Origin of the sequence: Streptomyces sp. NPDC051041, from assembly GCF_044456065.1 — a bacterium.
GTDB classification, from domain to species: domain Bacteria; phylum Actinomycetota; class Actinomycetes; order Streptomycetales; family Streptomycetaceae; genus Streptomyces; species Streptomyces glaucus.
The window spans coordinates 311,822-333,870 of sequence record NZ_JBITFM010000005.1 but is presented as its reverse complement, the minus strand read 5'-3'; the positions used below and the strand labels follow the sequence as shown (position 1 = coordinate 333,870).

The following is a 22,049-nucleotide window of genomic DNA, read 5'->3' as shown; positions in this document are numbered from 1 at the left end:
GAATCCGGGCCGCCGGCCCGCCCCGGTTCACCGCCCGGCCCGCCCCGGACGCCGTCCGGCCCGCCCGAGGCCCGACAGGGGGGCTGTCCCCAGTGCCGGGAGCGCACCGGCTCCCTACCGTGGACCGCATGACCGGAATGGACGCGCGGGACACCGACCTGAAGAAGGAACTCGACGCCACCCTGCGGGTCCGCGGGGAACTGGGCGAGGAGTACGAGTCCGCGCTGGTCGACTCGTTCCTGGAGAAGGTCGACCAGCGCATCGACGACGCCGTCGAGCGCCGGGTGCGCCGGCAGCTCGCCGAGCAGCGGACGGCGGCGGCCCGGGACTCCCGGTCGCCGGGGCCCGCGGACTCCTGGGGCGAGCGCTTCGGGTTCGGCATCGTCTCCCTGGTGCTCGCGATCCCGCTGTCCGCGATCGGCGGCGGCGTCGCCCACCTCCCGGGGCTCCTCACCGCGTGGGCGGGCATCGTCGGCGTCAACGTCGTCCAGGCCGCCCGCGCCGATCCGGGCCTGTTCGGGCGCCGCCGTCGGTCCTCCCGGGGCGACGCCGGGGAGGACCGACGGCGGTGACGGCCCGCTACACCTGCCGGGTGGGCAGCACGACCACCTGCCGCAGGTTCACCCGCCGCGGCCGGCTCGCCGCGTAGGCCACCAGGTCGGCGACCTCCTCCGCCGCCAGCGGGCCCACCTCCCGGAACATCCCGTCCAGCTGCCCGGACAGCTCCGGGTCGTCGATGTGCGACCGCAGCTCGGTCTCGGTCAGCCCCGGCTCGACGTTGGTGACCCGCACGTCCCGCGGCCCGAACTCGCTGCGCAGGCACTGGGAGAGGTGGGTGAGCGCGGCCTTGGTCGCCCCGTACACCGCGTAGTTGGCGAACGTGACGTGCGCGCCGACGGACGAGATGTTCACCAGGTCCGCGGCGCGCCCGTCGCCGGCGGCCGCCACCAGGTCGGCGGTGAAGGCCCGCAGGACCCGCAGCGCCCCGGTCACGTTGGTGTCGAGCATCCGCTGCCACTCGTCGAGCCGGCCGCGCTCGACGGGGTTCGGCAGCATGACGCCCGCCGCGTTGACGACCAGGTCGGCGGGTCCGTACGCCTCGTGGACCCGCGCGGCGGCCGCCGCCACGGACGCGTCGTCGGTGACGTCCGTGACCGCGGCGAGCGCCTGCCCGCCGTCGGCCCGGATCTTCCCGGCGAGCCTCTCCAGCCGCTCCCCGCGCCGGGCCAGCAGCGCCACCCGCGCCCCCTGCCGGGCCAGCAGCACGGCGACGGCCTCGCCGATTCCGCTGGCGGCTCCGGTGACGACGGCGGTACGGCCGGCCAGGTTCTCGTACGACATCGGGCACTCCCTCGGTGGTCGGTGCCGCCGGCCCGCCCGGCGGCACCGACCACCCTGGGCGCCGGCGCGGGCGCCACCCAGGGAGACGCTTTTCCTGGGTCTGCCGGTACCAGGTTCCGGCGGCCGCCGCCCGCCTACCATCGATCCATGCACGGGGACCGGACCGAGGACGGGATAGGGGACTTCCTGCGCTCGCGCCGCGCGCGCATCCGCCCGGAGGAGGTGGGCCTGACCTCGTACGGGCGGCGCCGCGTCCCGGGCCTGCGCCGCGAGGAGGTGGCGCAGCTCGCGGGGGTGAGCGTCGACTACTACATCCGGCTGGAGCAGGGCCGCGGCCCGAGCGTGTCGGACGCCGTCCTGGACTCGATCGCGCGGGTCCTGCGCCTGGACGAGACCGAGCACGCCTACCTGCGTACGGTGGCCCGCCCCCGCAGGCGCCCCGGGCGCCGCCCGCCCGCCGCCCGGGTCCGCCCCGGCATACAGCGGCTGCTGGACGGCATGGACCGCACCCCCGCGTTCGTCCTGGGCCCCCGCATGGACGTCCTCGCGTGGAACGCCCTCGCCGACGCGGTGAGCGGCTACAGCCGCCTGGCCCCCGCCGACCGCAGCGTCCCGCGCCATGTCTTCCTCGACCCCCGGGCCCGCGCCCTCTACCCGCAGTGGCATGCCGTGGCCGCCCAGACCGTCGCCCAGCTGCGCCTGAACGCCGGCCACCACCCCGAGGACGGGGAACTGCGCGCCCTGGTCGGCGAACTCTCCACCAGGAGCGAGGACTTTTGCCGCCTGTGGGCCGACCACGAGGTCAAGGTCTGCAGGTACGGCGTGAAACGCATCGCGCACCCGGTGGCGGGCCCGCTGACCCTCCCCTTCGAGACCCTGACGGTCCCGGCGGAACCGGAGCACACCCTCGTGGTCTACCTCCCGGAGCCGGGCTCGGAGACGGCGGAACGCCTGCGGCTGCTGGCCGGCTGGAAGACGCCCGCGACGGCGACCGTCGGGTGAGCGACCCCGGCGGCGAGCGGCCGGGTCCGCCGGAGCGGCGCCGGTTCGGGCGCGGGGAGATGTGCGCGGGGACCGCCGCACCCCCGTTGCCGGGGGGCGGGACGACGGCGGTCCCCGCGAGGGACGCGGGCCGGGTCAGGGCCGGGCTTGCGCGTCCGTGGCGTCCGTGGAGGTCCGGGAGCCGCTCCGGAGGTCCTGTGACGCCGATCTGCGCCGGCCGGGGCGGGGAGCCGCTCCCGCCCTGCCGACACCCACCAATGTGCCGGACCCGTGTTAAGCGGGTGCTGCGCGGACGTGACACGCGCGTACCACTTCCGCGAAGTCCGCGAAGGTCGTTGATCACCGCAAGTTCGGCGCCGCCACCGCGCGTTCACCGGATGTCTGCCCGGCGTCCCGCCGCGCGGGGACGGCTCCTGCTCCCCGGCCCGGCCGGGCTCTGCGGACCGGCCGGGCTCTGCGGACCGGCCGGGGAGCGGGCGCTACCTGCCGCCCCTGGCCAGGAACGCCAGCAGGTCCTGCCGGCTGACCACCCCGGTCGGCTTGCCCTCGACGAGGACGATCGCCGCGTCCGCCGTCCCCAGCACGGACATCAGGTCCGCGACCGGTTCGCCGGAGCCGACCTGCGGCAGCGGCGCCGACATGTGCTTCTCCAGCGGGTCGTCCAGCGAGGCCCGCTTGGCGAACAGGGCGTCCAGCAGTTCCCGCTCCACGACCGAGCCGACGACCTCGGCGGCCATCACGTCCGGGTGGCCGGCGCCGGGCTTGACGATCGGCATCTGCGAGACGCCGTACTCGCGCAGCACCTCGATGGCCTGGCCAACCGTCTCGTCGGGGTGCATGTGGACCAGGGAGGGGATGGCGCCGCCCTCCTTGTCGTTCAGCACGTCGCCGACGCGGGCGCTCGGGCCCTCGTCCGCCAGGAAGCCGTAGTCGGCCATCCACTCGTCGTTGAAGATCTTGCTGAGGTAGCCGCGCCCGCCGTCGGGCAGCAGGACGACCACCACGTCGTCGGGCCCGAGCCGCTCGGCCACCCGCAGCGCGGCGACCACGGCCATGCCGCAGGAGCCGCCCACCAGCAGGCCCTCCTCCCGGGCGAGCCGGCGGGTCATCTGGAAGGAGTCCTTGTCGGACACGGCGACGATCTCGTCGGCGATGCCGCGGTCGTACGCCGTCGGCCAGAAGTCCTCGCCGACGCCCTCGACGAGGTACGGCCGCCCGGATCCGCCGGAGTACACCGAGCCCTCGGGGTCGGCGCCGACGACCTTGACCCGCCCGTCGCTGACCTCCTTGAGGTAGCGGCCGGTGCCGGAGATGGTCCCGCCGGTGCCCACGCCCGCCACGAAGTGGGTGATCCGCCCCTCGGTCTGCTCCCACAGCTCGGGCCCGGTCGAGTGGTAGTGGGAGAGCGGGTTGTTGGGGTTGGAGTACTGGTCCGGCTTCCAGGCGCCCGGCGTCTCGCGCACCAGGCGGTCGGAGACGTTGTAGTACGAGTCGGGGTGCTCGGGAGCGACGGCGGTGGGGCACACGACCACCTCGGCCCCGTAGGCCCGCAGCACGTTGATCTTGTCCGTCGACACCTTGTCGGGGCACACGAAGATGCACCTGTACCCCTTCTGCTGCGCCACGATCGCGAGCCCGACCCCGGTGTTGCCGCTGGTCGGCTCCACGATGGTGCCGCCCGGCTTCAGTTCGCCGCTCCGCTCGGCCGCCTCGATCATGCGCAGGGCGATGCGGTCCTTCACGGAGCCGCCGGGGTTGAAGTACTCCACCTTGGCCAGGACGGTCGCCCTGATGCCCTTGGTCACGCTGTTGAGCCTCACCAGCGGGGTGTTGCCGACGAGGCTGATCATCGAGTCGTGGAATTGCACCGTTGTCTCCGGATGCTGCAAAAGGTGTGGTCGTGATGGTTCCGCCAGCCTAGGGCCTGCCGCCCGCCCGTGACGGCCGTTCACGCCCTGTGGAGATTGGACGACGGTCCGTACGGGGCAAGCAGTGGGTGTACGGCTTCGAGGAGGTGACGGCGGCGCATGACGAGCATGTCGAGGGCGCGGGTGGCCCGGCGGATCGCTGCGGGCGCGGCGTACGGCGGCGGCGGGATCGGCCTGGCCGGCGCGGCCGCGGTCGGTCTGCTGCTGGCCGAGGTGCGGCTGGCCCGGCGCCGGGTGGGCAACGGCCCGTCCGGGCGCGTGCCGGACGCGCAGGGCCTGTACGGCGGTACGCCGCAGGCCGGTGGGCAGCCCCTGCGGCTGATGATGCTGGGCGACTCCACGGCCGCGGGCCAGGGCGTGCACCGGGCCGGGCAGACGCCGGGCGCGCTGCTCGCCTCGGGCCTGGCCGCGCTGGCGGAGCGCCCGGTGGAGCTGCGCTCGGTCGCGCTGCCCGGGGCCCGGTCGGACGACCTGGACCGGCAGGTGGCGCTGGCGCTCGCGGACCAGTCCCGGGTCCCCGACATCTGCGTGATCATGATCGGCGCGAACGACGTCACCCACCGGATGCCCCCGACCCGCTCGGTCCGCCACCTGTCGGCGGCGGTGCGGCGGCTGCGCACGGCCGGCGCGGAGGTCGTGGTCGGCACCTGCCCGGACCTGGGCACCATCGAGCCGGTGTGGCAGCCGCTGCGCTGGCTGGCCCGCCGCGCCTCGCGGCAGCTGGCGGCGGCCCAGACGATCGGCGTCGTCGAGCAGGGCGGCCGTACGGTGTCGCTGGGCGACCTGCTGGGCCCGGAGTTCGCGGCGAACCCGCGCGAGCTGTTCGGCCCCGACAACTACCACCCCTCGGCGGAGGGCTACGCGACGGCCGCGATGGCGGTGCTGCCGACGGTCTGCGCGGCGCTCGGCCTGTGGCCGGCGGAGGAGGAGCGTCCGGACGCCGCCCGCCGCGAGGGGTTCCTGCCGGTGGCGCGGGCCGCGGCCGCGGCGGCGTCGGAGGCCGGCACCGAGGTCGCCGCGGCCCTGCCGGCCGGACCGCGGGGGCCGTGGGCGCTGCTCAAGCGGCGCCGGCGGCGCCGGGTCCCGGAGACGGAACCGGAGCCCACGGCCCAGCCCTCGTAGCCGCGGGCGGTCGTACCCTTGAAGGCGGACGGAAAAAAGCAAGCGCTTAGAAAATTGCGGCCAGGGTCACACCGCACCGCCCGTGACCCGGGCCGTACGTACGGGTAACTTCCCAGTCATCCCTGCCCGCCCCCTCGTACCGCCATGGAGCCGTGATGCCCGAAGCCGTGATCGTCTCTGCCGCCCGCTCACCCATCGGCCGCGCCAACAAGGGCTCCCTGAAGGACCTCCGCCCGGACGACCTCACCGCCACGATCATCCAGGCGGCCCTCGCCAAGGTCCCGCAGCTGGACCCGCGGGACATCGACGACCTGATGCTCGGCTGCGGCCTGCCCGGCGGCGAGCAGGGCCACAACCTCGGCCGCGTGGTGGCCGTGCAGATGGGCATGGACCACCTGCCGGGCTGCACCGTCACCCGGTACTGCTCGTCGTCCCTGCAGACCTCCCGCATGGCGCTGCACGCCATCAAGGCCGGCGAGGGCGACGTCTTCGTCTCGGCCGGCGTCGAGATGGTCTCCCGGTACGTGAAGGGCAACTCCGACAGCCTGCCCGACACGCACAACCCGCTCTTCGCCGAGGCCGAGGCGCGCACCGCCGCCGTCGCCCAGCAGGAGGGCGCCACCTGGCACGACCCGCGCGAGGACGGCCTGCTGCCCGACCCGTACATCGCGATGGGCCAGACCGCCGAGAACCTCGCCCGCCTCAAGGGCGTCACGCGCCGGGAGATGGACGAGTTCGGCGTCCGCTCGCAGAACCTGGCCGAGGAGGCGATCAAGAGCGGCTTCTGGGAGCGCGAGATCACCCCCGTCACGCTGCCCGACGGCACGGTCGTCGCCAAGGACGACGGCCCCCGCCCCGGCGTCACCCTGGAGGGCGTCGCCGGCCTGAAGCCGGTCTTCCGCCCCGACGGCCTGGTCACCGCGGGCAACTGCTGCCCCCTCAACGACGGTGCCGCGGCCCTCGTCATCATGAGCGACACCAAGGCCCGCGAGCTGGGCATCACCCCGCTCGCCCGGATCGTCTCCACCGGCGTCTCCGGCCTGTCCCCCGAGATCATGGGCCTGGGTCCGGTCGAGGCCTCCCGGCAGGCCCTGCGGCGGGCCGGGCTGACCATCGACGACATCGACCTGGTCGAGATCAACGAGGCGTTCGCCGCGCAGGTCATCCCCTCCTACCGCGACCTGGGCATCCCGCTGGAGAAGCTGAACGTCAACGGCGGCGCCATCGCCGTCGGCCACCCCTTCGGCATGACCGGCGCCCGCATCACCACCACGCTGATCAACTCCCTCCAGTGGCACGACAAGCAGTTCGGCCTGGAGACCATGTGCGTCGGCGGCGGCCAGGGCATGGCCATGGTCATCGAGCGCCTCAGCTGACCCCCTCCCGGTGACGGGAGCTGAACCCAGCGTCACCCCTGGGCCCGGAACCCCGGAAACACCGGGATTCCGGGCCGTTTTGTGATCCAATCTCCCCCAGGATGTGACCTATCTCCCTCGGCGACGGGATCACCGCAGGTCACAGCCGTACACCAGCATCCCCCGAGCCACAACTCCTGTCCGTTTCGTGACATTACGCACTGACAGCAGGTTAGTTTGCCCTTCAAGCTGATGTAGGAAGTCGGGGGTCGACTTCGAACCGGGAGAGTACGTCAGTGAACGCCTTGCCGATCGCCCTGCTGGTCATCACGGCCGCCACCGGCGCCGTGGGCGTCGCCGTCCTGCGCACCCTCGTGGTCCTGCGCCGACAGATCGCGGCCCTGAGCGCCGAGCTGGCCGAGAGCCGCACCGCCGCGCACGGCCGCGTGCCCTGCGCCCGCACCGCCGCGGACACCGACGAGATACGCACCGCCGTGGCCGAGGCGCTCGCCGAGGAACGGGAGCGGGAACTCGCCGAGGCACGGGCCTTCTGGGCCGCGCAGGAGGCCCGCGAGGCGTCCGACGCGCCGCCCCTGCTCGGTCTGGCCGAGACCGACCTGTTCCTGCCCCGGCAGGCCGACTTCACCGGCCTGGAGCCGGTCTCCGAGCCGGGCGCGGACGCCGACGAGCTCCCTTCCAGGGACTTCGTCCAGGAAGGCGCCCCCCTGGACTCCCCCGAACTGGCCGCGGCCCGCCGCCGCCACCCCTCGCACCCCGACTTCGTGCCGAACCCGTCGTCCGCGGTGAAGGATCACGAGCGCACGGTCGCCGCCCTGGAGGAGCTGGCCGCCTCCCGGGTCGGGCTGACCGACGTCCGCCCGGGCCCCCTCGGCACCCTCGACGTCTACGTCTTCGCGGACGGCACGACCCTGTGCCTGACCCCGGGCCACCGGGAGACGGCGGAACGCCTGGCGGCCGCCCTGCGCGCCGGCGAGACCCCGGTCCTCCTCGGCGGCTCCGGCCTCTCGGGCGCGTACACCCTGACCTTCGCCTGCGGCGAGGAGACGGTCTACATCCTGGCCGACCGGGTCATAGCGTCCCTGTGAGCGGCATCGCGTTCCAGCGGGGGCCCCGCCTGCGGTGAGAGCCGGCATCCGGTGGCGGCCCGCCTCCGCCGAGGACCCGCCTCCCGGTGAAAGACCCTGCCGGCGTCCGCCCGCGTCCCCGCCTACACCCCCGCTCGCCTCTGCGCCTCCACCACCAGCCGCACGGCCTTCTCCACCTCGTCCTCGCTCCGCAGCACAAGGGCCAGGTCCCGCCCCGCGACGGTGATCTGGTCCGCGGCCGCGAACATCCCCGCATCCGGCATCCGGCGCGGCTCCGTCCCGGGGGACTCCAGGACCTGCGCCCACCGGGCCAGCTCCCTGGCCGCCTCGAGGGCCTCGGCGGCGGCTCCCCGCTGCAACCGGCTCTGCGGCGCGGCCCGCAGACGATCGGCGAAGTGATCCACCGCACGGTTCAGAGGCGTCGTATCAACCACGCCGCGAGCGTACGCGCCGTGCCCGCACTGTTGCCAACGGGCGAACGCTCGGGCACGGTGACCTGAAGGACCGGCTTACATCCCATACGTCCGGAGGCGCCGATGTCCCAAGTCTTCTCCGAGGAGACCCACCGCAACCTGCTCGCCCGCATCCCCCACTGCACCGGTCGTGAGATCTCCGACTGGCTGCGGACCGTCGAGGAAGGCCCCGCCCTCCGCTTCGAGGAGAAGGTCAGCTGGCTCCGCCACGAGCACGACCTCGCGTACGGCCACGCGAAAGCGATCATCCACGAGTACGACCTGAGGAGGGCCGCGCGCAAACTGCTCTAGCGCGCCGCCCGGGGACGACGAAGGGCCCCGGGATGCCCCGGGGCCCTTTCGCGCGGACTGCTCGCGCTAGTCGTTGCTGTTGAGGATCGAGATGAGCCGCAGGAACTCGAGGTAGATCCACACCAGCGTCAGGGTCAGGCCGAAGGCCGCGAGCCAGGCCTCCTCGCGCGGGGCGCCGTAGGCGACCCCGTCCTCGACCTGCTTGAAGTCCAGGGCGAGGAAGCAGGCGCCGAGGATGATGCCGATGATGCCGAAGACGACACCGAGCGCGCCGCTGCGGAAGCCGAGGCCGTCACCGCCGCCGAACACCGCGAACAGCAGGTTCACGGCCATCAGCAGGATGAAGCCGAGGGCGGCCGCCATCACGAAGCCGTAGAAGCGGCGGTTGACGCGGATCCAGCCGGCCTTGTAGGCCACCAGCACACCGGCGAAGACCGCCATCGTGCCGAGCACGGCCTGCATGGCCGCGCCGTCGGCGACGTGGGTGTCGACGATGCTGGAGACGACGCCGAGGAAGACGCCCTCGAACGCCGCGTACGTCAGGATCAGCGCCGGCGAGGCCTTGCGCTTGAAGGACTGCACGAGCGCCAGGACCATGCCGATCAGCGCGGCGCCGATGCCGATGCCGTAGCTGCGGCCGATGTTGGCCTGGTCGACCGGCAGGAGGGCCCAGGAGAGCGCGGCCGTGAGGATGAGCACGCCCAGAGTGGTGGCCGTGCGCATGACGACGTCGTCGATCGTCATCCGGCCGGTGGTGACCGGTGCCTGCGGCGGCGCTCCGTACTGCAGGTCCTGCTGGGCGTACGGGTTCTGCGCGTAGGGGTTGCCGGCCGGCTGGGCGTACGGGTTGCCCTGCGCGTACGGGTTGCCCTGCGTGGCGACGGCGGGTCCCCCGGCCTGCGGCGCGGCGTTGAAGCCCGCGTAGCCGTTGTCGCGGCTGAACCCCCGTCGCGAGAAGACCGGGTTTCTGCTCCTCATTTCACTCCTCCATGGCCACACTGCGTAGCCTTGGCTCAAGAGTAATGGAAAGGCAAAGGATTGACCCTAATGCTTGGGGAGGATCTTTCCCTCGTTGTGCTGCGCAACACGCTACGCGGCTCCGTGATTCCCACCACCGCGGGAACCCGTTCATGACCAACCTGCGACCTGCCCGGAACCTGGCGGAGATCACCCGCTGACGCGGCCCCGCCCGGCCCCGGCCGCCGCCTCACCCGAACGGGAAGCCGGTGTACGCCTCGGCCAGGTCGGTCTCGGCGGCGCGGGAGGCGGCGATCCGCTCCAGGCGGGCGAGCTGGAGGCGGTCCTCGAACGGGGTGGCGTCGGGTGCGCGGTGCAGCAGCGTCGTCATGTCGTAGGAGAACCGCTCGGCCTGCCAGACCCGGCCGAGGCAGGTGGCGGAGTAGGCGTCGAGGAGGTCGGCGGAGCCGGTCCGCCGCTCGTGCGCCAGGGCCCGCGCGAAGGTGACGACGTCGCCGACGGCCAGGTTGAGCCCCTTCGCGCCGGTCGGCGGCACGATGTGCGCCGCGTCCCCGGCGAGGAAGAGCCGGCCGTACCGCATGGGCTCGTGGACGAAGGAGCGCATCGGCGTGACCGACTTCTGGGTGATGGGGCCGCGCTCCAGCGTCCAGCCGTCGGCCGTCTCGAAGCGGCGCTCCAGCTCGGCCCAGATCTCCTCGTCGCCCCACGCCTCGGCGTCCGTGCCCTCGGGCACCTGGAGGTAGAGGCGGGAGACGGACGGGGAGCGCATGGACAGCAGGGCGAAGCCGCGGTCGTGGCGGGCGTAGACCAGCTCGTCGTGCGAGGGCGGCACGTCGGCGAGGACGCCGAGCCAGCCGAAGGGGTACGTCCGCTCGAACACCCGGGTCGCTTCCGCGGGGATCGCCTTCCGCGCGACCCCCCAGAAGCCGTCGCAGCCGACGACGTAGTCGCACTCCAGGACGTCCTCGGCGCCCTCGTGCCGGAAGCGGACGCGCGGGCGGTCGGTGTCGGCGCCCTCGACGGCCAGCGCCTCGGCCTCGAACAGCAGCGGGCCGCCCTCCTCGAGCTGGAGGGCGATGAGGTCCTTGCAGACCTCGGTCTGGGCGTAGACCATCACGGACCTGCCGCCGGTGAGGGCGGGGAAGTCCACCCGGTGGCGTTTCCTGTCGAAGCGGAGTTCGATGCCGTCGTGGCGCAGTCCCTCGCGGTCCATGCGCTCCCCGGCGCCGGCCGCGCGGAGCACGTCCACGGTGCCCTGTTCCAGGATCCCGGCGCGCTGCCGCCGCTCGACGTAGGCGCGGTCGCGGCTCTCCAGGACGACCGAGTCGATACCGGCGCCGTGGAGGAGCCGGGCGAGGAGGAGGCCGGCGGGGCCGGCTCCGATGATGCCGACGGTGGTGCGCATCGGTCGTTCCCTTCGATGGGCGTCGTTGCCGTGGTCTCGGTGTCCACCACACACGCTGTTCGTGTAGTGAAATTTTGTTCACCGATTGCTGACGTGAGTTTCCGACCGCGCGCGTCCGCTGTCAACGGGTGAGTGAGGAAGTCCTCAAGGGACGATGCGGGGAGTCGGCCGACGTGAAGGTGCCCGGAGCCGGACTCGAACCGGCACGCCCGCGAAGGGGCAGCGAGGTTTAAGCTCGCCGTGTCTGCATTCCACCATCCGGGCAGGCCATGGGCTCCGCATCGAGGTTCCGAGCCTATCGGGGCGCGCTCCCCGAACAGCGGCCGGGCGGGCCGATGTTGTCTTATTTTATTGATGTCTGAGTGACCATCAGCACGCGGAACGCGCCATCCGCACTTGCCAACAGCCTTGCGTGCGGCGGTCGGCCGCGCATACGGAATGACGGAATTTCACCGCCTGAACGAGGGTGCTCCACCTGTTCTCGACATCACCGGTCCCGGTCCGCCGCCTCCGGGGACCGGTCATCCCCAGGTATGACACGGCTCGCGTCCGTCCGACCCGAGTCGGCCCCCGGAACCGGAACAGCGGCTGACTACACGGCCGGATGCGGCCGGAACGATGGAACGCGTCCCTCGAAACGCCGTCTTCCCTCCAGGAGTGCCGTTCCCGTGACCACCGCATCCCTCGCCAACCGGTCCACCTCCGCGGCCGCGCGCGCCACGGACCTGTCGAAGATCTACGGGCAGGGCGAGACCCGGGTGGTCGCCCTGGACCGCGTCTCCGTCGACTTCCGGCGGGCCGAGTTCACCGCGATCATGGGCCCCTCCGGCTCCGGCAAGTCCACGCTGATGCACTGCGTGGCCGGGCTGGACACCTTCTCCTCCGGTTCCGTGCGCATCGGCGACACCGAGCTGGGCTCCCTGAAGGACAGGCAGCTGACCAGACTGCGCCGGGACAAGATCGGCTTCATCTTCCAGGCGTTCAACCTGCTGCCGACCCTGACGGCCCTGGAGAACATCACCCTCCCGATGGACATCGCGGGCCGCAAGCCGGACCGGCAGTGGCTGGACACCGTGATCGGGATGGTCGGGCTCTCCGGGCGGCTCGGCCACCGCCCCTCCCAGCTGTCCGGCGGCCAGCAGCAGCGCGTGGCCGTGGCCCGGGCGCTGGCCTCCAGGCCCGAGATCGTCTTCGGCGACGAGCCGACCGGGAACCTCGACTCGCGCTCGGGCGCGGAGGTGCTGGGCTTCCTGCGCAACTCCGTGCGGGAGCTGGGCCAGACGGTGGTGATGGTGACCCACGACCCGGTGGCGGCGGCCTACGCGGACCGGGTGGTCTTCCTCGCGGACGGGCGGATCGTCGACGAGATGGACGCGCCCACGGCGGACTCGGTGCTGGACCGCATGAAGCGGTTCGACGCCAGGGGCCGCACGAGCTGACCCGCCGCCACCCCTTCCCGCCACGTCTGGACAGAGATCACACACCCATGTTCCGTACCGCCTTGCGCAACGTACTCGCGCACCGGGCCAGGCTGCTCATGACCGTGCTCGCCGTGCTGCTCGGCGTCGCGTTCGTGTCGGGGACCCTGGTCTTCACCGACACCGTCTCCGCCGCCTACCGCAAGAGCTCCGCCAAGGGCTTCGACCAGGTCGACGTCGCCGTACGGCCCCGGTACCAGGACGCCGAGGGCGACCGGGTCGGCCGGCTGCACGAGCTGACCCGAAAGACGCTCGACGACAGCGCCCGGGTGCCGGGCGCCGCCCGCGCCGTCGGGGTCGTCACCGGCTTCGCCGCCCTGGCCGGCAAGGACGGCGAGCTGGTCGGCGACGGCTTCCGGACGCAGGGCGGGAACTACTGGGGCGCCGAGGACCCCCGGTACCCGCTGGTCGAGGGGCGCGCCCCGCGGGGCGCGGGCGAGGTCCTCATCGACTCCGCGACCGCCCGGCGCACCGGGTACGAGGTCGGCGACACCGTGCGGCTGTCGGTCGACGGGCCCGTGCTGACCCCGCGGATCACCGGCGTCTTCACCACCGACGACGGCAACGTCGCGGCCGGCGGCAGCCTCGCCCTGTTCGACACGGCGACCGCGCAGCGGCTGTTCGGGAAGGCCGGCGCCTACGACGAGATCGCCGTCGGGGCGAAGCCGGGCGTCACGCAGGCCGCGCTCAAGGCCGAGCTGGACCGGGCGCTGCCGCAGGACGCCGTCGAGACCGTCACCGGCCGGCAGCTCGCCGACGAGCAGGCGGAGATGATCTCCGCGTCGATGAGCGGTCTGCGGCAGGGGCTGCTGGTCTTCGCGGGCATCGCGCTGTTCGTCGGCACGTTCATCATCGCCAACACCTTCACCATGCTGGTGGCCCAGCGCACCAAGGAGCTGGCGCTGCTGCGCGCGGTCGGCGCATCCCGCCGGCAGGTGACGCGGTCGGTGCTGGCGGAGGCGTTCATGGTGGGCGCGGTCGCCGCGGTGACCGGTCTGGCCGCGGGCATCGGCATCGGGGCCGGGATGCGGTCGCTGCTGGGCTCGCTGGGCGCGGTGGTTCCGGACGGGCCGCTGGTCGTCGGGCCGGGCACGGTCCTCGCGGCCCTCGCGGTCGGCGTCCTGGTCACCGTGGTGGCGGCGTGGCTGCCGGGCCGCCGGGCCGCGAAGATCCCGCCGGTGGCGGCGATGAGCAGTGTGCACGCCCAAGCCACCACCCGGTCGCTGGTGCTGCGCAACACGCTCGGGGCGCTGCTCTCGGCGGCCGGTGTCGCGGTGGTCCTCGCGGCGACGACGATGGACGGCTCGGACGGGCAGGCGCCCATGGGCCTGGGCGCGGTCCTGCTGATCGTCGGCGTGTTCGTGCTGACCCCGCTGCTGTCCCGCCCGCTGATCGCGGCCGCCGCACCGGTCCTGAGGCTCTTCGGCGTCTCGGGCGGACTGGCCCGGCGGAACGCGCTGCGCAACCCGCGCCGTACGGCCGCCACCGCCTCCGCGCTGATGATCGGCCTGACCCTGATCACCGGCATGACGGTGACGGCGGGCAGCCTGCAGCGGTCCATCGACAAGATGGCCTCGGCGGCGATCGAGGCCGACTACGTGGTGTCCATGGCGAACGGCAACGAGCTGTCGCCGGACGTCGAGCGAAGGCTGAAGCGGACCGACGGCGTCACCGCCACCAGCCCGCTGCGCAACGCGTCCGCCCGCGTCGGGGGCGGGACCGAGTACCTGACCGGCGTCGACGGCGCCACGATCGGCCGGCTGACCGATCTGGCGGTCCGGGACGGCTCCTTCACCGTCGGCGGCACCCGGGTGGTCGTGGACGGCGACACCGCGAAGTCGCACGGCTGGCGGGCCGGTTCGCGGTTCACCGTCGCCCACGAGGACGGCGCGCGGCAGCAGCTGACCGTCGCCGGGGTCTACGAGGGCAACGACATGATCCGCGGCATCATGCTGGACACCGCCGCGCTCGCCCCGCACGACCCGGACCCGGCCGACATGCAGGTCCTGGTCAAGACCGCCGACGGCGCGTCGGACGCGGCGAAGGACCGGCTGGAACGGGCCCTCGGCACCAACCCGGCGATCAGGGTCCAGGACAAGGAGGACATCTCCCGGGAGATCGCGCAGATGTTCACGCTGGTGCTGAACATGCTCTACGGCCTGCTGGCCATGGCGGTGATCGTGGCCGTCCTCGGGGTCGTCAACACCCTGGCGATGTCGGTGTTCGAACGCTCCCAGGAGATCGGCATGCTGCGCGCGATCGGCCTGGACCGCGGGGGCGTCAAGCGGATGGTCCGCCTGGAGTCCCTGGTGATCTCCCTGTTCGGCGGGGTGCTGGGCGTCGGCCTGGGCGTGTTCTTCGGCTGGGCGGCCGGGGAGCTGCTGGGCACGAGGATGCCGACGTACGAACTGGTCCTGCCCTGGGGGCGGATGGCGCTCTTCCTGCTCCTGGCCGCGACGGTCGGCGTCCTGGCGGCCCTGTGGCCGGCCCGGCGCGCGGCACGGCTGAACATGCTGCAGGCGATCAAGGCGGAGTAGCGCCGGCACGGCGGCCGGGCCCCGCCTCCCTCCGGGGAGGCGGGGCCCTCGCGCGCTCAGTTCCAGGTGCGGGACCGCAGCGGCAGGCCCGACTCGCCCGACTCGGGGGTCCGGACGGCCAGCACCTGGTTGACGCCGATGCGGTTGTGCTCGAAGGCCAGCGCGGAGGCCGCCATGTACAGGCGCCACACGCGCGCCCGGCCGGGGCCGGTGAGCCGCACGGCGCGGTCCCAGCCGGCCTCCAGGTTGGCGACCCAGCTGCGCAGGGTGAGGGCGTAGTGCTCGCGGATCGACTCGACGTCGCGCACCTCGAACCCGGCGCGCTCCAGCTGGGTGACGGTGGTGCCGACGGGCTGGAGCTCGCCGTCGGGGAAGACGTAGGCGTCGATGAACGCGTCGACGCTGTACGCCGACTCGTCCCGCTGCGGGCGGCGGGCGATCTGGTGGTTGAGCAGCCGCCCGCCGGGCCGCAGGAGGCGGTGGAGGTCGGTGGCGTAGTCCAGGTACCGCTCGGCGCCGACGTGTTCGGCCATCCCGATGGAGGAGACGGCGTCGTAGGGCCCGTCGGCGACGTCCCGGTAGTCCTGGACGCGGATCTCCACGCGGTCGGTGAGCCCCGCGTCGGCGACGCGCTTGCGGGCGTAGGCGGCCTGCTCCTGGGAGAGGGTGATGCCGACGACGCTCACGCCGTGCTCGCGGGCGGCGTGGACGGCCATGGAGCCCCAGCCGCAGCCGACGTCGAGCAGGCGCTGACCGGGCTTCAGGCCGAGCTTGCGGCAGACGAGTTCGAGCTTGTCGCGCTGGGCGGTCTCCAGCGTGCTGTCCGGGGCGGGCCAGTAGGCGCAGGAGTACACCATGGACGGGCCGAGGACGAGTTCGTAGAAGTCGTTGCCGACGTCGTAGTGGTGGCTGATGGCGCGTCTGTCGCTGCGCCTGGTGTGCAGACGGCGGCGGGGCCTGCGGACCTCCTCGCGGGGCGGGGCGGGCGGCAGCGCCGGGCCGGCGAGCCGGAACAGGCCCCGCACGGCGGAGCGGACCTCCGGATCGCGCAGGGCCTGGGCGAGGGTGCGGGCGTCCTCGCCGCGCTCCCAGATGAAACCGGCGAGCAGGTCGAGGGCGGTGTAGAGGTCGCCGTCGATGTCCAGGTCGCCGGCCACCCAGGCGCGGGCCAGGCCCAGTTCGCCGGGTTTGAACAGCAGGTGGCGCAGGGCGCGGCGGTTGCGTACGACCAGGACCGGCGCGCCCGGCGGGCCCGCCTGTGAGCCGTCCCAGGCGCGGATGCGCACCGGGAGCGGGGTCCCCAGCAACTGCTCGACGAGTCCCTTCAGCCGTGGCGCGGCGTCAGCCATGGTGTGCACCTCCGTGGGCGTCCCGGAATGTCCGACACCACGTAAACACCTGCGGGACCGGGCCGCAGTCCCCGGCACGCGCCGTGTCCGGGCAAAGAATGTGTCCGGATGACACGGCGGGGCGGATGGCCTACACGCCGGCCGGTGGTCCCCGGGGTCCGGGGCGGGGAACGCCGAAGGACCTCCCGCACCACGGATGGCAGGAGGTCCTTCGAGGTGGAGCGGTGACCGGGGTCAGGAGGCCTTGGCCCGCTCCTCGGTCCTGGCGCCGGCCGGGGTCTCCGTCTTCGCGGCCGGGGCCGGCTTGGCGGCCTCGTAGAACTCCTCGCGCGGGGACTCGATCGCGCCCAGGGAGACGACCTCGCGCTTGAGGAACATGCCGAGCGTCCAGTCGGCGAAGACCCGGATCTTGCGGTTCCAGGTCGGCATCGCCAGGCCGTGGTAGCCGCGGTGCATGTACCAGGCGAGACGGCCCTTGAGCTTGATCTTCATCTTGCCCATGACGATCATCGCCACGCCCTTGTGCAGGCCGAGGCCCGCCACCGCGCCCTTGTTGGCGTGGCTGTACTCCTTCTGCGGGAAGCCCCGCATACCGGAGACCACGTTGTCGCCGAGCACCTTCGCCTGGCGCAGGGCGTGCTGCGCGTTCGGCGGGCACCAGGCGTTCTCGACGCCGGCCCTGCGGGCGGCGAGGTCGGGCACCTGGGCGTTGTCGCCGGCGGCCCAGATGTAGTCCGTGCCCTTGACCTGGAGCGTCGGCTCGCAGTCGATGTGGCCGCGGGGGCCGAGCGGGAGGCCGAAGCGGGCCAGCGCCGGGTTCGGCTTGACGCCCGCCGTCCAGACGATGGTGTTGGCGTCGACCTCGAGGCCGTTCTTCAGCACCACGTGGCCGTCGACGCAGGAATCCATGGAGGTGGACAGGTAGACCTCGACGCCGCGGGCCTCCAGGTGCTCCTTGCCGTACGCGCCGAGCTTGGGCCCGACCTCGGGAAGGATCTTGTCGGCGGCGTCGACGAGGATGAAGCGCATGTCCTCGCGGGACACGTTCTTGTAGTACTTGGCCGCGTCGCGGGCCATGTCCTCGACCTCGCCGATGGTCTCGGCGCCGGCGAAGCCGCCGCCGATGAAGACGAAGGTGAGCGCCTTGCGGCGGATCTCCTCGTCGGTGGTGGAGTCGGCCTTGTCGAGCTGCTCCAGCACGTGGTTGCGCAGGCCGATGGCCTCCTCGATGCCCTTCATGCCGATGCCCTGCTCGGCGAGGCCGGGGATCGGGAAGGTGCGGGAGACCGCGCCCATCGCGACGACCAGGTAGTCGAAGGGCAGCTCGTACGCCTCGCCGGTCAGCGGGGCGATCGTGGCGACCTTGCGGTCCTGGTCGATGGTGGTGACCCGGCCGGTGAGGACCTCCGCCTTGGGGAGCACGCGTCGCAGCGGGACGACGACGTGCCGCGGGGAGATGCTGCCGGCGGCGGCTTCGGGGAGGAAGGGCTGGTAGGTCATGTACGACCGGGGGTCGACGACCGTGACGGTCGCCTCTCCGTAACGCATCTTCTTCAGGATGCGCCGAGCTGCGTACAGGCCTACGTACCCACCGCCTACTACGAGGATCCTGGGACGCTCCGTGGTGCTCATGCCATCGAGTATCCACCTGCCCCGGGGGGGTGGTTCGTGCGCCCCTTCACAAGGTCCGACAGAGCCTGTGTTACACTCCCGCGCTCACGTGACGGAGATCATGGCGCCGAACGGGAACCACGGCGGGAGGCGCTCCGTTGTCAATGCCTCGTGAGCTGCCTCTCTGCCTCCCCGGCCCCCTGGTGAGGGCCTCGGACCGGCCTGCGGCGCGTCCGGTCCGAGGCGCCCGGTAACCACCTTTCTGAACATGTTCAAGGGCCGATCGACCCCCCGGACGGGTCAACCGGTCCCCCGCCGCGCCCCGACCGGGGCCAATTCCTTGTGAAGAACTTCACGAAGCTTTCCGGCGGATGCCGACGAGGGGTCCGGAAAGGACCCCTCCAGCGCGCTCATACGTTGTCCGACCTGCTCAGCGGAGGCCGCCGACCGGTGGCGGGGGAGCCCCGGACCGCCGTCCGGGAGCGCCCGGGCCGCCGGCCGGGCGACGCCGCCGGGGACGCGGCCCGCGCGGGCGGCTCGCCCGCCGCGCGGAACGCGATCCCGGCGGGCGCCGCCGCCTAACGCGCCTCGGCCGCCGCGTGGAAGGCGATGCCGTCGAGGATGTCGTGTTCGCTGACCACGACCTCCTCCGCGCCGACACGTTCCATGATCGACAACAGGACGAGCGCGCCCGCGGCGATGACGTCGACGCGGCCGGGGTGCATCGACGGGACGGCCGCGCGCTCGGCGTGGGTGGAGTGCAGCAGCCGGTCGGTGATCTCGCGGACCCGGTCGCGGGAGACGCGGGAGTGGTGGATGGCCGCCGAGTCGTACGCGGGCAGGTCCTGCGCGATCGCCGAGACCGTCGTGACCGACCCGGCGAGGCCCACCAGCGTGCGCGCCTCGCGCAGCGGGACCGTCTCCTCGGCGCGGTCGAGGGCCGCCTCGATGTCGGCCCGCATCGCCGCGATCTGCTCCTCGGCGGGCGGGTCGGACACCACCCCGTCGCGCACCAGGTGCCGCTCGGTCATCCGGACACAGCCGACGTCGACCGAGCGCGCCGCGCGCACGTGGTCGTCGCCGACCACGAACTCGGTCGAGCCGCCGCCGATGTCCACCACCAGGAAGGGGCGGTGCAGATCCCGCCGCCCGGCCAGTTCCCGCGTGGCGCCGGTGAAGGAGAACTCGGCCTCCTGGTCACCGGTGACGACCTCGGGTTCGACGCCGAGGATGTCCCTCACCCCGCGGACGAAGTCCTCCCGGTTCTCGGCGTCCCGGGACGCCGAGGTCGCCACGAAGCGCAGGCGCTCGACGCCGTGCTCCTCGATGACCGCCGCGTACTCGCGGCAGGCGGCGAAGGTCCGCTCCAGCGCCTCGGGGGCGAGGCGCCCGGTGCGGTCGACGCCCTGCCCGAGGCGGACGATGGTCATACGGCGGTCCAGCTCGGTCAGCTCACCGGTGTCCGGGTGCGCGTCGGCGACCAGGAGCCGGATGGAGTTCGTACCGCAGTCCACGGCGGCCACGCGGGTCACTTCTCGTCCTCCCCACAGGTGTCGGGAACCGTCACGCACGGCCCCTTGCGCCACCACTCGGGCAGCATGGCGAGGGCCTCGTCGCCCAGCGGGTTCACGCCCGGGCCGGCCGCCAGCGAGTGGGCGACCAGGACGTGCAGGCACTTCACCCGGTCCGGCATGCCGCCGGCGCTGGGGAAGCCCGTCAGCTCCTCGATCTCGTCCCGGCGCCGGATGTAGTCCTCGTGCGCGGCGCGGTAGGCGGCGGCCAGCTCGGGGTCGGTGCCCAGCCGGGCCGTCATCTCCTTCATCACGCCCTCCGCCTCCAGCGTGCCGATCGCCGAGGAGGCGCGCGGGCACGTCAGGTAGTACAGCGTGGGGAAGGGCGTGCCGTCGGGCAGCCGCGGCGCCGTCTCCACGACGTCCGGCTGTCCGCACGGACAGCGGTGCGCGATGGCGCGCAGCCCGCGCGGCGGGCGCCCGAGCTGCTGCTTGAACGCCTCGACGTCCGCGTCGGTGGGCTCGGTGCGCCCGGTGGGCGGCGGTGGGGTTTCCATGGCCGTACGAATGTCTCTCTGCTGTCGGTAAGGGGTTCACCGGGCGGAGGCGTCGGACCTGTCGACTCCGTCCCAGAGGTTCGCGTACCAGGGGCGGTCGGCCGTCCCCCGGTCGGCTCGGGACTGCCGGGCCGTGTCCGGGTCGATCATGACGTACCCCGTCTCCCCCGGCATCACGTAGTGCAGCCGCCGCCGGATCTGCTGCTCGGCGTACGCGTCGTCCTGCCAGCGCGCCTTGAGGTCGCGCAGCCGTTCGACCCGCTCACTGGCCTGCCGCTTCTCCCGTTCCAGGTCGGCGATCTCGGCGCGCTGGGAGACGTACTGCCGCATCGGGTAGGCGAGGGCCACGATCAGGGAGCAGACCACCATGGCGAGCAGCGCGGCCCGGCCGGTGAGCCGGGGGCGGCGGGCCTGGCGCCGGGTCTGGGAGCGGTAGACCCGGGCCGCCGTCTGCTCGCCGAGCAGCCGCAGTCTGGTCGCGGTGGAGAAACGGTCCCGGTTCTTCACGGGCATCTCGGCTCTCGCCTCCCCTTCCACGCGCGTACGTCCCCGCACACGGTACGGGACCGGGTGCGGGGACGTACGTACGGCGTCTCCTTCAGGAGCGGCGCTCGGCCCTTGCCGGGCTCACCGGTTCGCGGGGCGGAACCGCGGGAAGGCGCTGCGGCCGGCGTACACCGCGGCGTCGTCGAGGATCTCCTCGATGCGCAGCAGCTGGTTGTACTTGGCGACGCGCTCGGAGCGGGCCGGGGCGCCGGTCTTGATCTGGCCGCAGTTGGTGGCGACGGCCAGGTCGGCGATGGTGACGTCCTCGGTCTCGCCGGAGCGGTGGGACATCATGCACTTGTAGCCGTTGCGCTGGGCCAGCTCGACGGCGTCCAGGGTCTCGGTCAGCGAGCCGATCTGGTTGACCTTGACCAGCAGGGCGTTGCCGGCGCCCTCGTCGATGCCGCGCTGGAGGCGCTCGGGGTTGGTGACGAACAGGTCGTCGCCGACGAGCTGGACCTTGTCACCGAGCTTGGCGGTGATGTCCTTCCAGCCGTCCCAGTCCTCCTCGCTCAGCGGGTCCTCGATGGAGACCAGCGGGTAGGCGTCGACCAGCTCCGCGTAGTACGCGGTCATCTCCTCGGCGGTGCGCTCCTTGCCCTCGAAGACGTAGCGGCCGTCCTTGTGGAACTCGGTGGCGGCGACGTCCAGGGCCAGGGCGATCTGCTCGCCGGGCTGGTAGCCGGCCTCCTTGATGGCCTCCAGGATGAGGTCGAGGGCCTCGCGGTTGGAGCCGAGGTTCGGGGCGAAGCCGCCCTCGTCGCCGAGGCCGGTGGACAGGCCCTTGGACTTCAGGACCTTCTTCAGGGTGTGGTAGACCTCGGCGCCCCAGCGCAGGGCCTCGGAGAAGGACTCCGCGCCGATCGGGGCGATCATGAACTCCTGGATGTCCACGTTGGAGTCGGCGTGCGCGCCGCCGTTCAGGATGTTCATCATCGGCACCGGCAGCAGGTGCGCGTTGGGGCCGCCCAGGTAGCGGAACAGCGGCAGGTCGCTGGCCTCGGAGGCGGCGTGGGCGACGGCCAGGGAGACGCCGAGGATGGCGTTGGCGCCGAGGGAGCCCTTGTTGTCGGTGGCGTCCAGGTCGAACATGGCCTGGTCGATCAGGCGCTGCTCGGTGGCGTCGTAGCCGACCAGCTCCGGGCCGATCTGCTCGATGACGGCCAGGACGGCCTTCTCGACGCCCTTGCCCTGGTAGCGGCTCGATTCGCCGTCGCGGAGCTCGATGGCCTCGAAGGCGCCCGTGGAGGCGCCGGACGGGACGGCGGCACGACCCGTGCTGCCGTCGTCGAGGCCGACCTCGACCTCGACCGTGGGGTTGCCTCGGGAGTCCAGGATTTCCCGGGCTACGACGACGTCGATGGACGGCACGAGCATCTCCTTCTTGGAATGTGACGCGGGTTGGCAGGACCGTGACGGCTCCGCGAGTGAACCGTGGTGGCTCTGCGAGACGAGCCTA

The 22,049-nt window shown here is 72.8% G+C and carries 19 protein-coding genes and 1 tRNA gene; 8 read left to right on the top strand and 12 right to left on the bottom strand.

Annotated features, from left to right (window positions below; translation table 11 throughout):
• Positions 1-137: 137 nt before the first annotated feature.
• Positions 138-572 carry a hypothetical protein gene (locus ACIBAI_RS12155; protein WP_399033466.1) on the top strand — a complete coding sequence of 145 codons (435 nt, stop codon included), beginning with the start codon at positions 138-140 and terminating at the stop codon, positions 570-572.
• Between the two features lie 7 nt (positions 573-579).
• Here ACIBAI_RS12155 and ACIBAI_RS12150 read toward each other — a convergent pair whose 3' ends face one another.
• On the bottom strand, positions 580-1,341 hold the full coding sequence (locus ACIBAI_RS12150) for an SDR family oxidoreductase (protein ID WP_399033358.1): 762 nt from the start codon (positions 1,339-1,341) through the stop codon (positions 580-582).
• A gap of 147 nt (positions 1,342-1,488) precedes the next feature.
• On the opposite strand from ACIBAI_RS12150, the gene ACIBAI_RS12145 reads away from it, so the two are divergent.
• On the top strand, positions 1,489-2,343 hold the full coding sequence (locus ACIBAI_RS12145) for a helix-turn-helix transcriptional regulator (protein ID WP_399033356.1): 855 nt from the start codon (positions 1,489-1,491) through the stop codon (positions 2,341-2,343).
• A gap of 479 nt (positions 2,344-2,822) precedes the next feature.
• Here the strand turns inward: ACIBAI_RS12145 and ACIBAI_RS12140 are convergent, their stop codons facing one another.
• Positions 2,823-4,211, bottom strand: a complete 1,389-nt coding sequence (locus tag ACIBAI_RS12140) for a cystathionine beta-synthase (protein WP_399033354.1) — start codon at positions 4,209-4,211, stop codon at positions 2,823-2,825.
• 159 nt (positions 4,212-4,370) lie between these two features.
• On the opposite strand from ACIBAI_RS12140, the gene ACIBAI_RS12135 reads away from it, so the two are divergent.
• The 3 genes from ACIBAI_RS12135 (at position 4,371) to ACIBAI_RS12125 (ending at position 7,854) form a co-directional block, all read left to right on the top strand.
• Complete coding sequence (locus tag ACIBAI_RS12135) at positions 4,371-5,393, top strand: SGNH/GDSL hydrolase family protein (RefSeq protein ID WP_399033352.1); 1,023 nt, start codon at positions 4,371-4,373, stop codon at positions 5,391-5,393.
• A gap of 155 nt (positions 5,394-5,548) precedes the next feature.
• Positions 5,549-6,769 (top strand): acetyl-CoA C-acetyltransferase, encoded by a 1,221-nt coding sequence (locus ACIBAI_RS12130; protein WP_399033350.1) that lies wholly within the window; start codon positions 5,549-5,551, stop codon positions 6,767-6,769.
• A 275-nt stretch (positions 6,770-7,044) separates the two neighbouring features.
• Positions 7,045-7,854: a hypothetical protein gene (locus ACIBAI_RS12125; RefSeq protein ID WP_399033348.1), complete on the top strand. Its 810-nt coding sequence runs from the start codon at positions 7,045-7,047 to the stop codon at positions 7,852-7,854.
• 122 nt (positions 7,855-7,976) lie between these two features.
• Here ACIBAI_RS12125 and ACIBAI_RS12120 read toward each other — a convergent pair whose 3' ends face one another.
• Positions 7,977-8,288 carry a hypothetical protein gene (locus ACIBAI_RS12120; RefSeq protein ID WP_399033346.1) on the bottom strand — a complete coding sequence of 104 codons (312 nt, stop codon included), beginning with the start codon at positions 8,286-8,288 and terminating at the stop codon, positions 7,977-7,979.
• Positions 8,289-8,390: 102 nt separating this feature from the next.
• On the opposite strand from ACIBAI_RS12120, the gene ACIBAI_RS12115 reads away from it, so the two are divergent.
• Positions 8,391-8,618, top strand: a complete 228-nt coding sequence (locus ACIBAI_RS12115; RefSeq protein WP_344605358.1) for a DUF4287 domain-containing protein — start codon at positions 8,391-8,393, stop codon at positions 8,616-8,618.
• Positions 8,619-8,684: 66 nt separating this feature from the next.
• Here ACIBAI_RS12115 and ACIBAI_RS12110 read toward each other — a convergent pair whose 3' ends face one another.
• The 3 genes from ACIBAI_RS12110 to ACIBAI_RS12100 all read right to left on the bottom strand — a co-directional run bounded on the left by ACIBAI_RS12110 (position 8,685) and on the right by ACIBAI_RS12100 (position 11,265).
• Complete coding sequence (locus ACIBAI_RS12110; RefSeq protein ID WP_399033344.1) at positions 8,685-9,596, bottom strand: Bax inhibitor-1/YccA family protein; 912 nt, start codon at positions 9,594-9,596, stop codon at positions 8,685-8,687.
• 229 nt (positions 9,597-9,825) lie between these two features.
• Positions 9,826-11,001, bottom strand: coding sequence for a 4-hydroxybenzoate 3-monooxygenase (locus ACIBAI_RS12105; protein ID WP_399033342.1), 1,176 nt, complete (start codon positions 10,999-11,001; stop codon positions 9,826-9,828).
• A gap of 180 nt (positions 11,002-11,181) precedes the next feature.
• Positions 11,182-11,265, bottom strand: a tRNA-Leu gene (locus ACIBAI_RS12100).
• A 404-nt stretch (positions 11,266-11,669) separates the two neighbouring features.
• Between ACIBAI_RS12100 and ACIBAI_RS12095 the strand changes: the two genes are divergently transcribed.
• On the top strand, positions 11,670-12,440 hold the full coding sequence (locus tag ACIBAI_RS12095; protein WP_399033340.1) for an ABC transporter ATP-binding protein: 771 nt from the start codon (positions 11,670-11,672) through the stop codon (positions 12,438-12,440).
• Positions 12,441-12,487: 47 nt separating this feature from the next.
• Complete coding sequence (locus ACIBAI_RS12090) at positions 12,488-15,016, top strand: ABC transporter permease (RefSeq protein ID WP_399033338.1); 2,529 nt, start codon at positions 12,488-12,490, stop codon at positions 15,014-15,016.
• A 56-nt stretch (positions 15,017-15,072) separates the two neighbouring features.
• Here ACIBAI_RS12090 and ACIBAI_RS12085 read toward each other — a convergent pair whose 3' ends face one another.
• The 6 genes from ACIBAI_RS12085 to eno all read right to left on the bottom strand — a co-directional run bounded on the left by ACIBAI_RS12085 (position 15,073) and on the right by eno (position 21,961).
• Positions 15,073-16,365: a class I SAM-dependent methyltransferase gene (locus tag ACIBAI_RS12085; protein ID WP_399033336.1), complete on the bottom strand. Its 1,293-nt coding sequence runs from the start codon at positions 16,363-16,365 to the stop codon at positions 15,073-15,075.
• A gap of 234 nt (positions 16,366-16,599) precedes the next feature.
• Positions 16,600-17,997, bottom strand: coding sequence for an NAD(P)/FAD-dependent oxidoreductase (locus tag ACIBAI_RS12080; protein ID WP_399033334.1), 1,398 nt, complete (start codon positions 17,995-17,997; stop codon positions 16,600-16,602).
• Positions 17,998-18,554: 557 nt separating this feature from the next.
• On the bottom strand, positions 18,555-19,508 hold the full coding sequence (locus ACIBAI_RS12075) for an exopolyphosphatase (RefSeq protein WP_399033332.1): 954 nt from the start codon (positions 19,506-19,508) through the stop codon (positions 18,555-18,557).
• Positions 19,505-20,044: a DUF501 domain-containing protein gene (locus tag ACIBAI_RS12070; protein ID WP_344605374.1), complete on the bottom strand. Its 540-nt coding sequence runs from the start codon at positions 20,042-20,044 to the stop codon at positions 19,505-19,507. Before ACIBAI_RS12070 ends, ACIBAI_RS12075 begins: the two co-directional genes overlap by 4 nt.
• Positions 20,045-20,080: 36 nt before the next feature.
• A complete protein-coding gene (locus ACIBAI_RS12065) occupies positions 20,081-20,557 on the bottom strand; it encodes a septum formation initiator family protein (protein WP_399033330.1) in 477 nt (158 codons plus the stop codon).
• Positions 20,558-20,671: 114 nt separating this feature from the next.
• Positions 20,672-21,961 carry a phosphopyruvate hydratase gene (eno, locus tag ACIBAI_RS12060; RefSeq protein ID WP_399033328.1) on the bottom strand — a complete coding sequence of 430 codons (1,290 nt, stop codon included), beginning with the start codon at positions 21,959-21,961 and terminating at the stop codon, positions 20,672-20,674.
• Positions 21,962-22,049: the final 88 nt, after the last annotated feature.

What these genes read in the sequence shown, in the direction of transcription:
- ACIBAI_RS12145 (WP_399033356.1), top strand. Translation starts at nt 1,489, where the DNA reads ATGCACGGGGACCGGACCGAGGACGGGATAGGGGACTTCCTGCGCTCG.
- ACIBAI_RS12105 (WP_399033342.1), bottom strand. Translation starts at nt 11,001, where the DNA reads ATGCGCACCACCGTCGGCATCATCGGAGCCGGCCCCGCCGGCCTCCTC.
- ACIBAI_RS12155 (WP_399033466.1), top strand. Translation starts at nt 138, where the DNA reads ATGGACGCGCGGGACACCGACCTGAAGAAGGAACTCGACGCCACCCTG.
- ACIBAI_RS12150 (WP_399033358.1), bottom strand. Translation starts at nt 1,341, where the DNA reads ATGTCGTACGAGAACCTGGCCGGCCGTACCGCCGTCGTCACCGGAGCC.
- ACIBAI_RS12130 (WP_399033350.1), top strand. Translation starts at nt 5,549, where the DNA reads ATGCCCGAAGCCGTGATCGTCTCTGCCGCCCGCTCACCCATCGGCCGC.
- ACIBAI_RS12090 (WP_399033338.1), top strand. Translation starts at nt 12,488, where the DNA reads ATGTTCCGTACCGCCTTGCGCAACGTACTCGCGCACCGGGCCAGGCTG.
- ACIBAI_RS12080 (WP_399033334.1), bottom strand. Translation starts at nt 17,997, where the DNA reads ATGAGCACCACGGAGCGTCCCAGGATCCTCGTAGTAGGCGGTGGGTAC.
- ACIBAI_RS12065 (WP_399033330.1), bottom strand. Translation starts at nt 20,557, where the DNA reads ATGCCCGTGAAGAACCGGGACCGTTTCTCCACCGCGACCAGACTGCGG.
- ACIBAI_RS12135 (WP_399033352.1), top strand. Translation starts at nt 4,371, where the DNA reads ATGACGAGCATGTCGAGGGCGCGGGTGGCCCGGCGGATCGCTGCGGGC.
- ACIBAI_RS12085 (WP_399033336.1), bottom strand. Translation starts at nt 16,365, where the DNA reads ATGGCTGACGCCGCGCCACGGCTGAAGGGACTCGTCGAGCAGTTGCTG.
- ACIBAI_RS12070 (WP_344605374.1), bottom strand. Translation starts at nt 20,044, where the DNA reads ATGGAAACCCCACCGCCGCCCACCGGGCGCACCGAGCCCACCGACGCG.
- ACIBAI_RS12115 (WP_344605358.1), top strand. Translation starts at nt 8,391, where the DNA reads ATGTCCCAAGTCTTCTCCGAGGAGACCCACCGCAACCTGCTCGCCCGC.
- ACIBAI_RS12110 (WP_399033344.1), bottom strand. Translation starts at nt 9,596, where the DNA reads ATGAGGAGCAGAAACCCGGTCTTCTCGCGACGGGGGTTCAGCCGCGAC.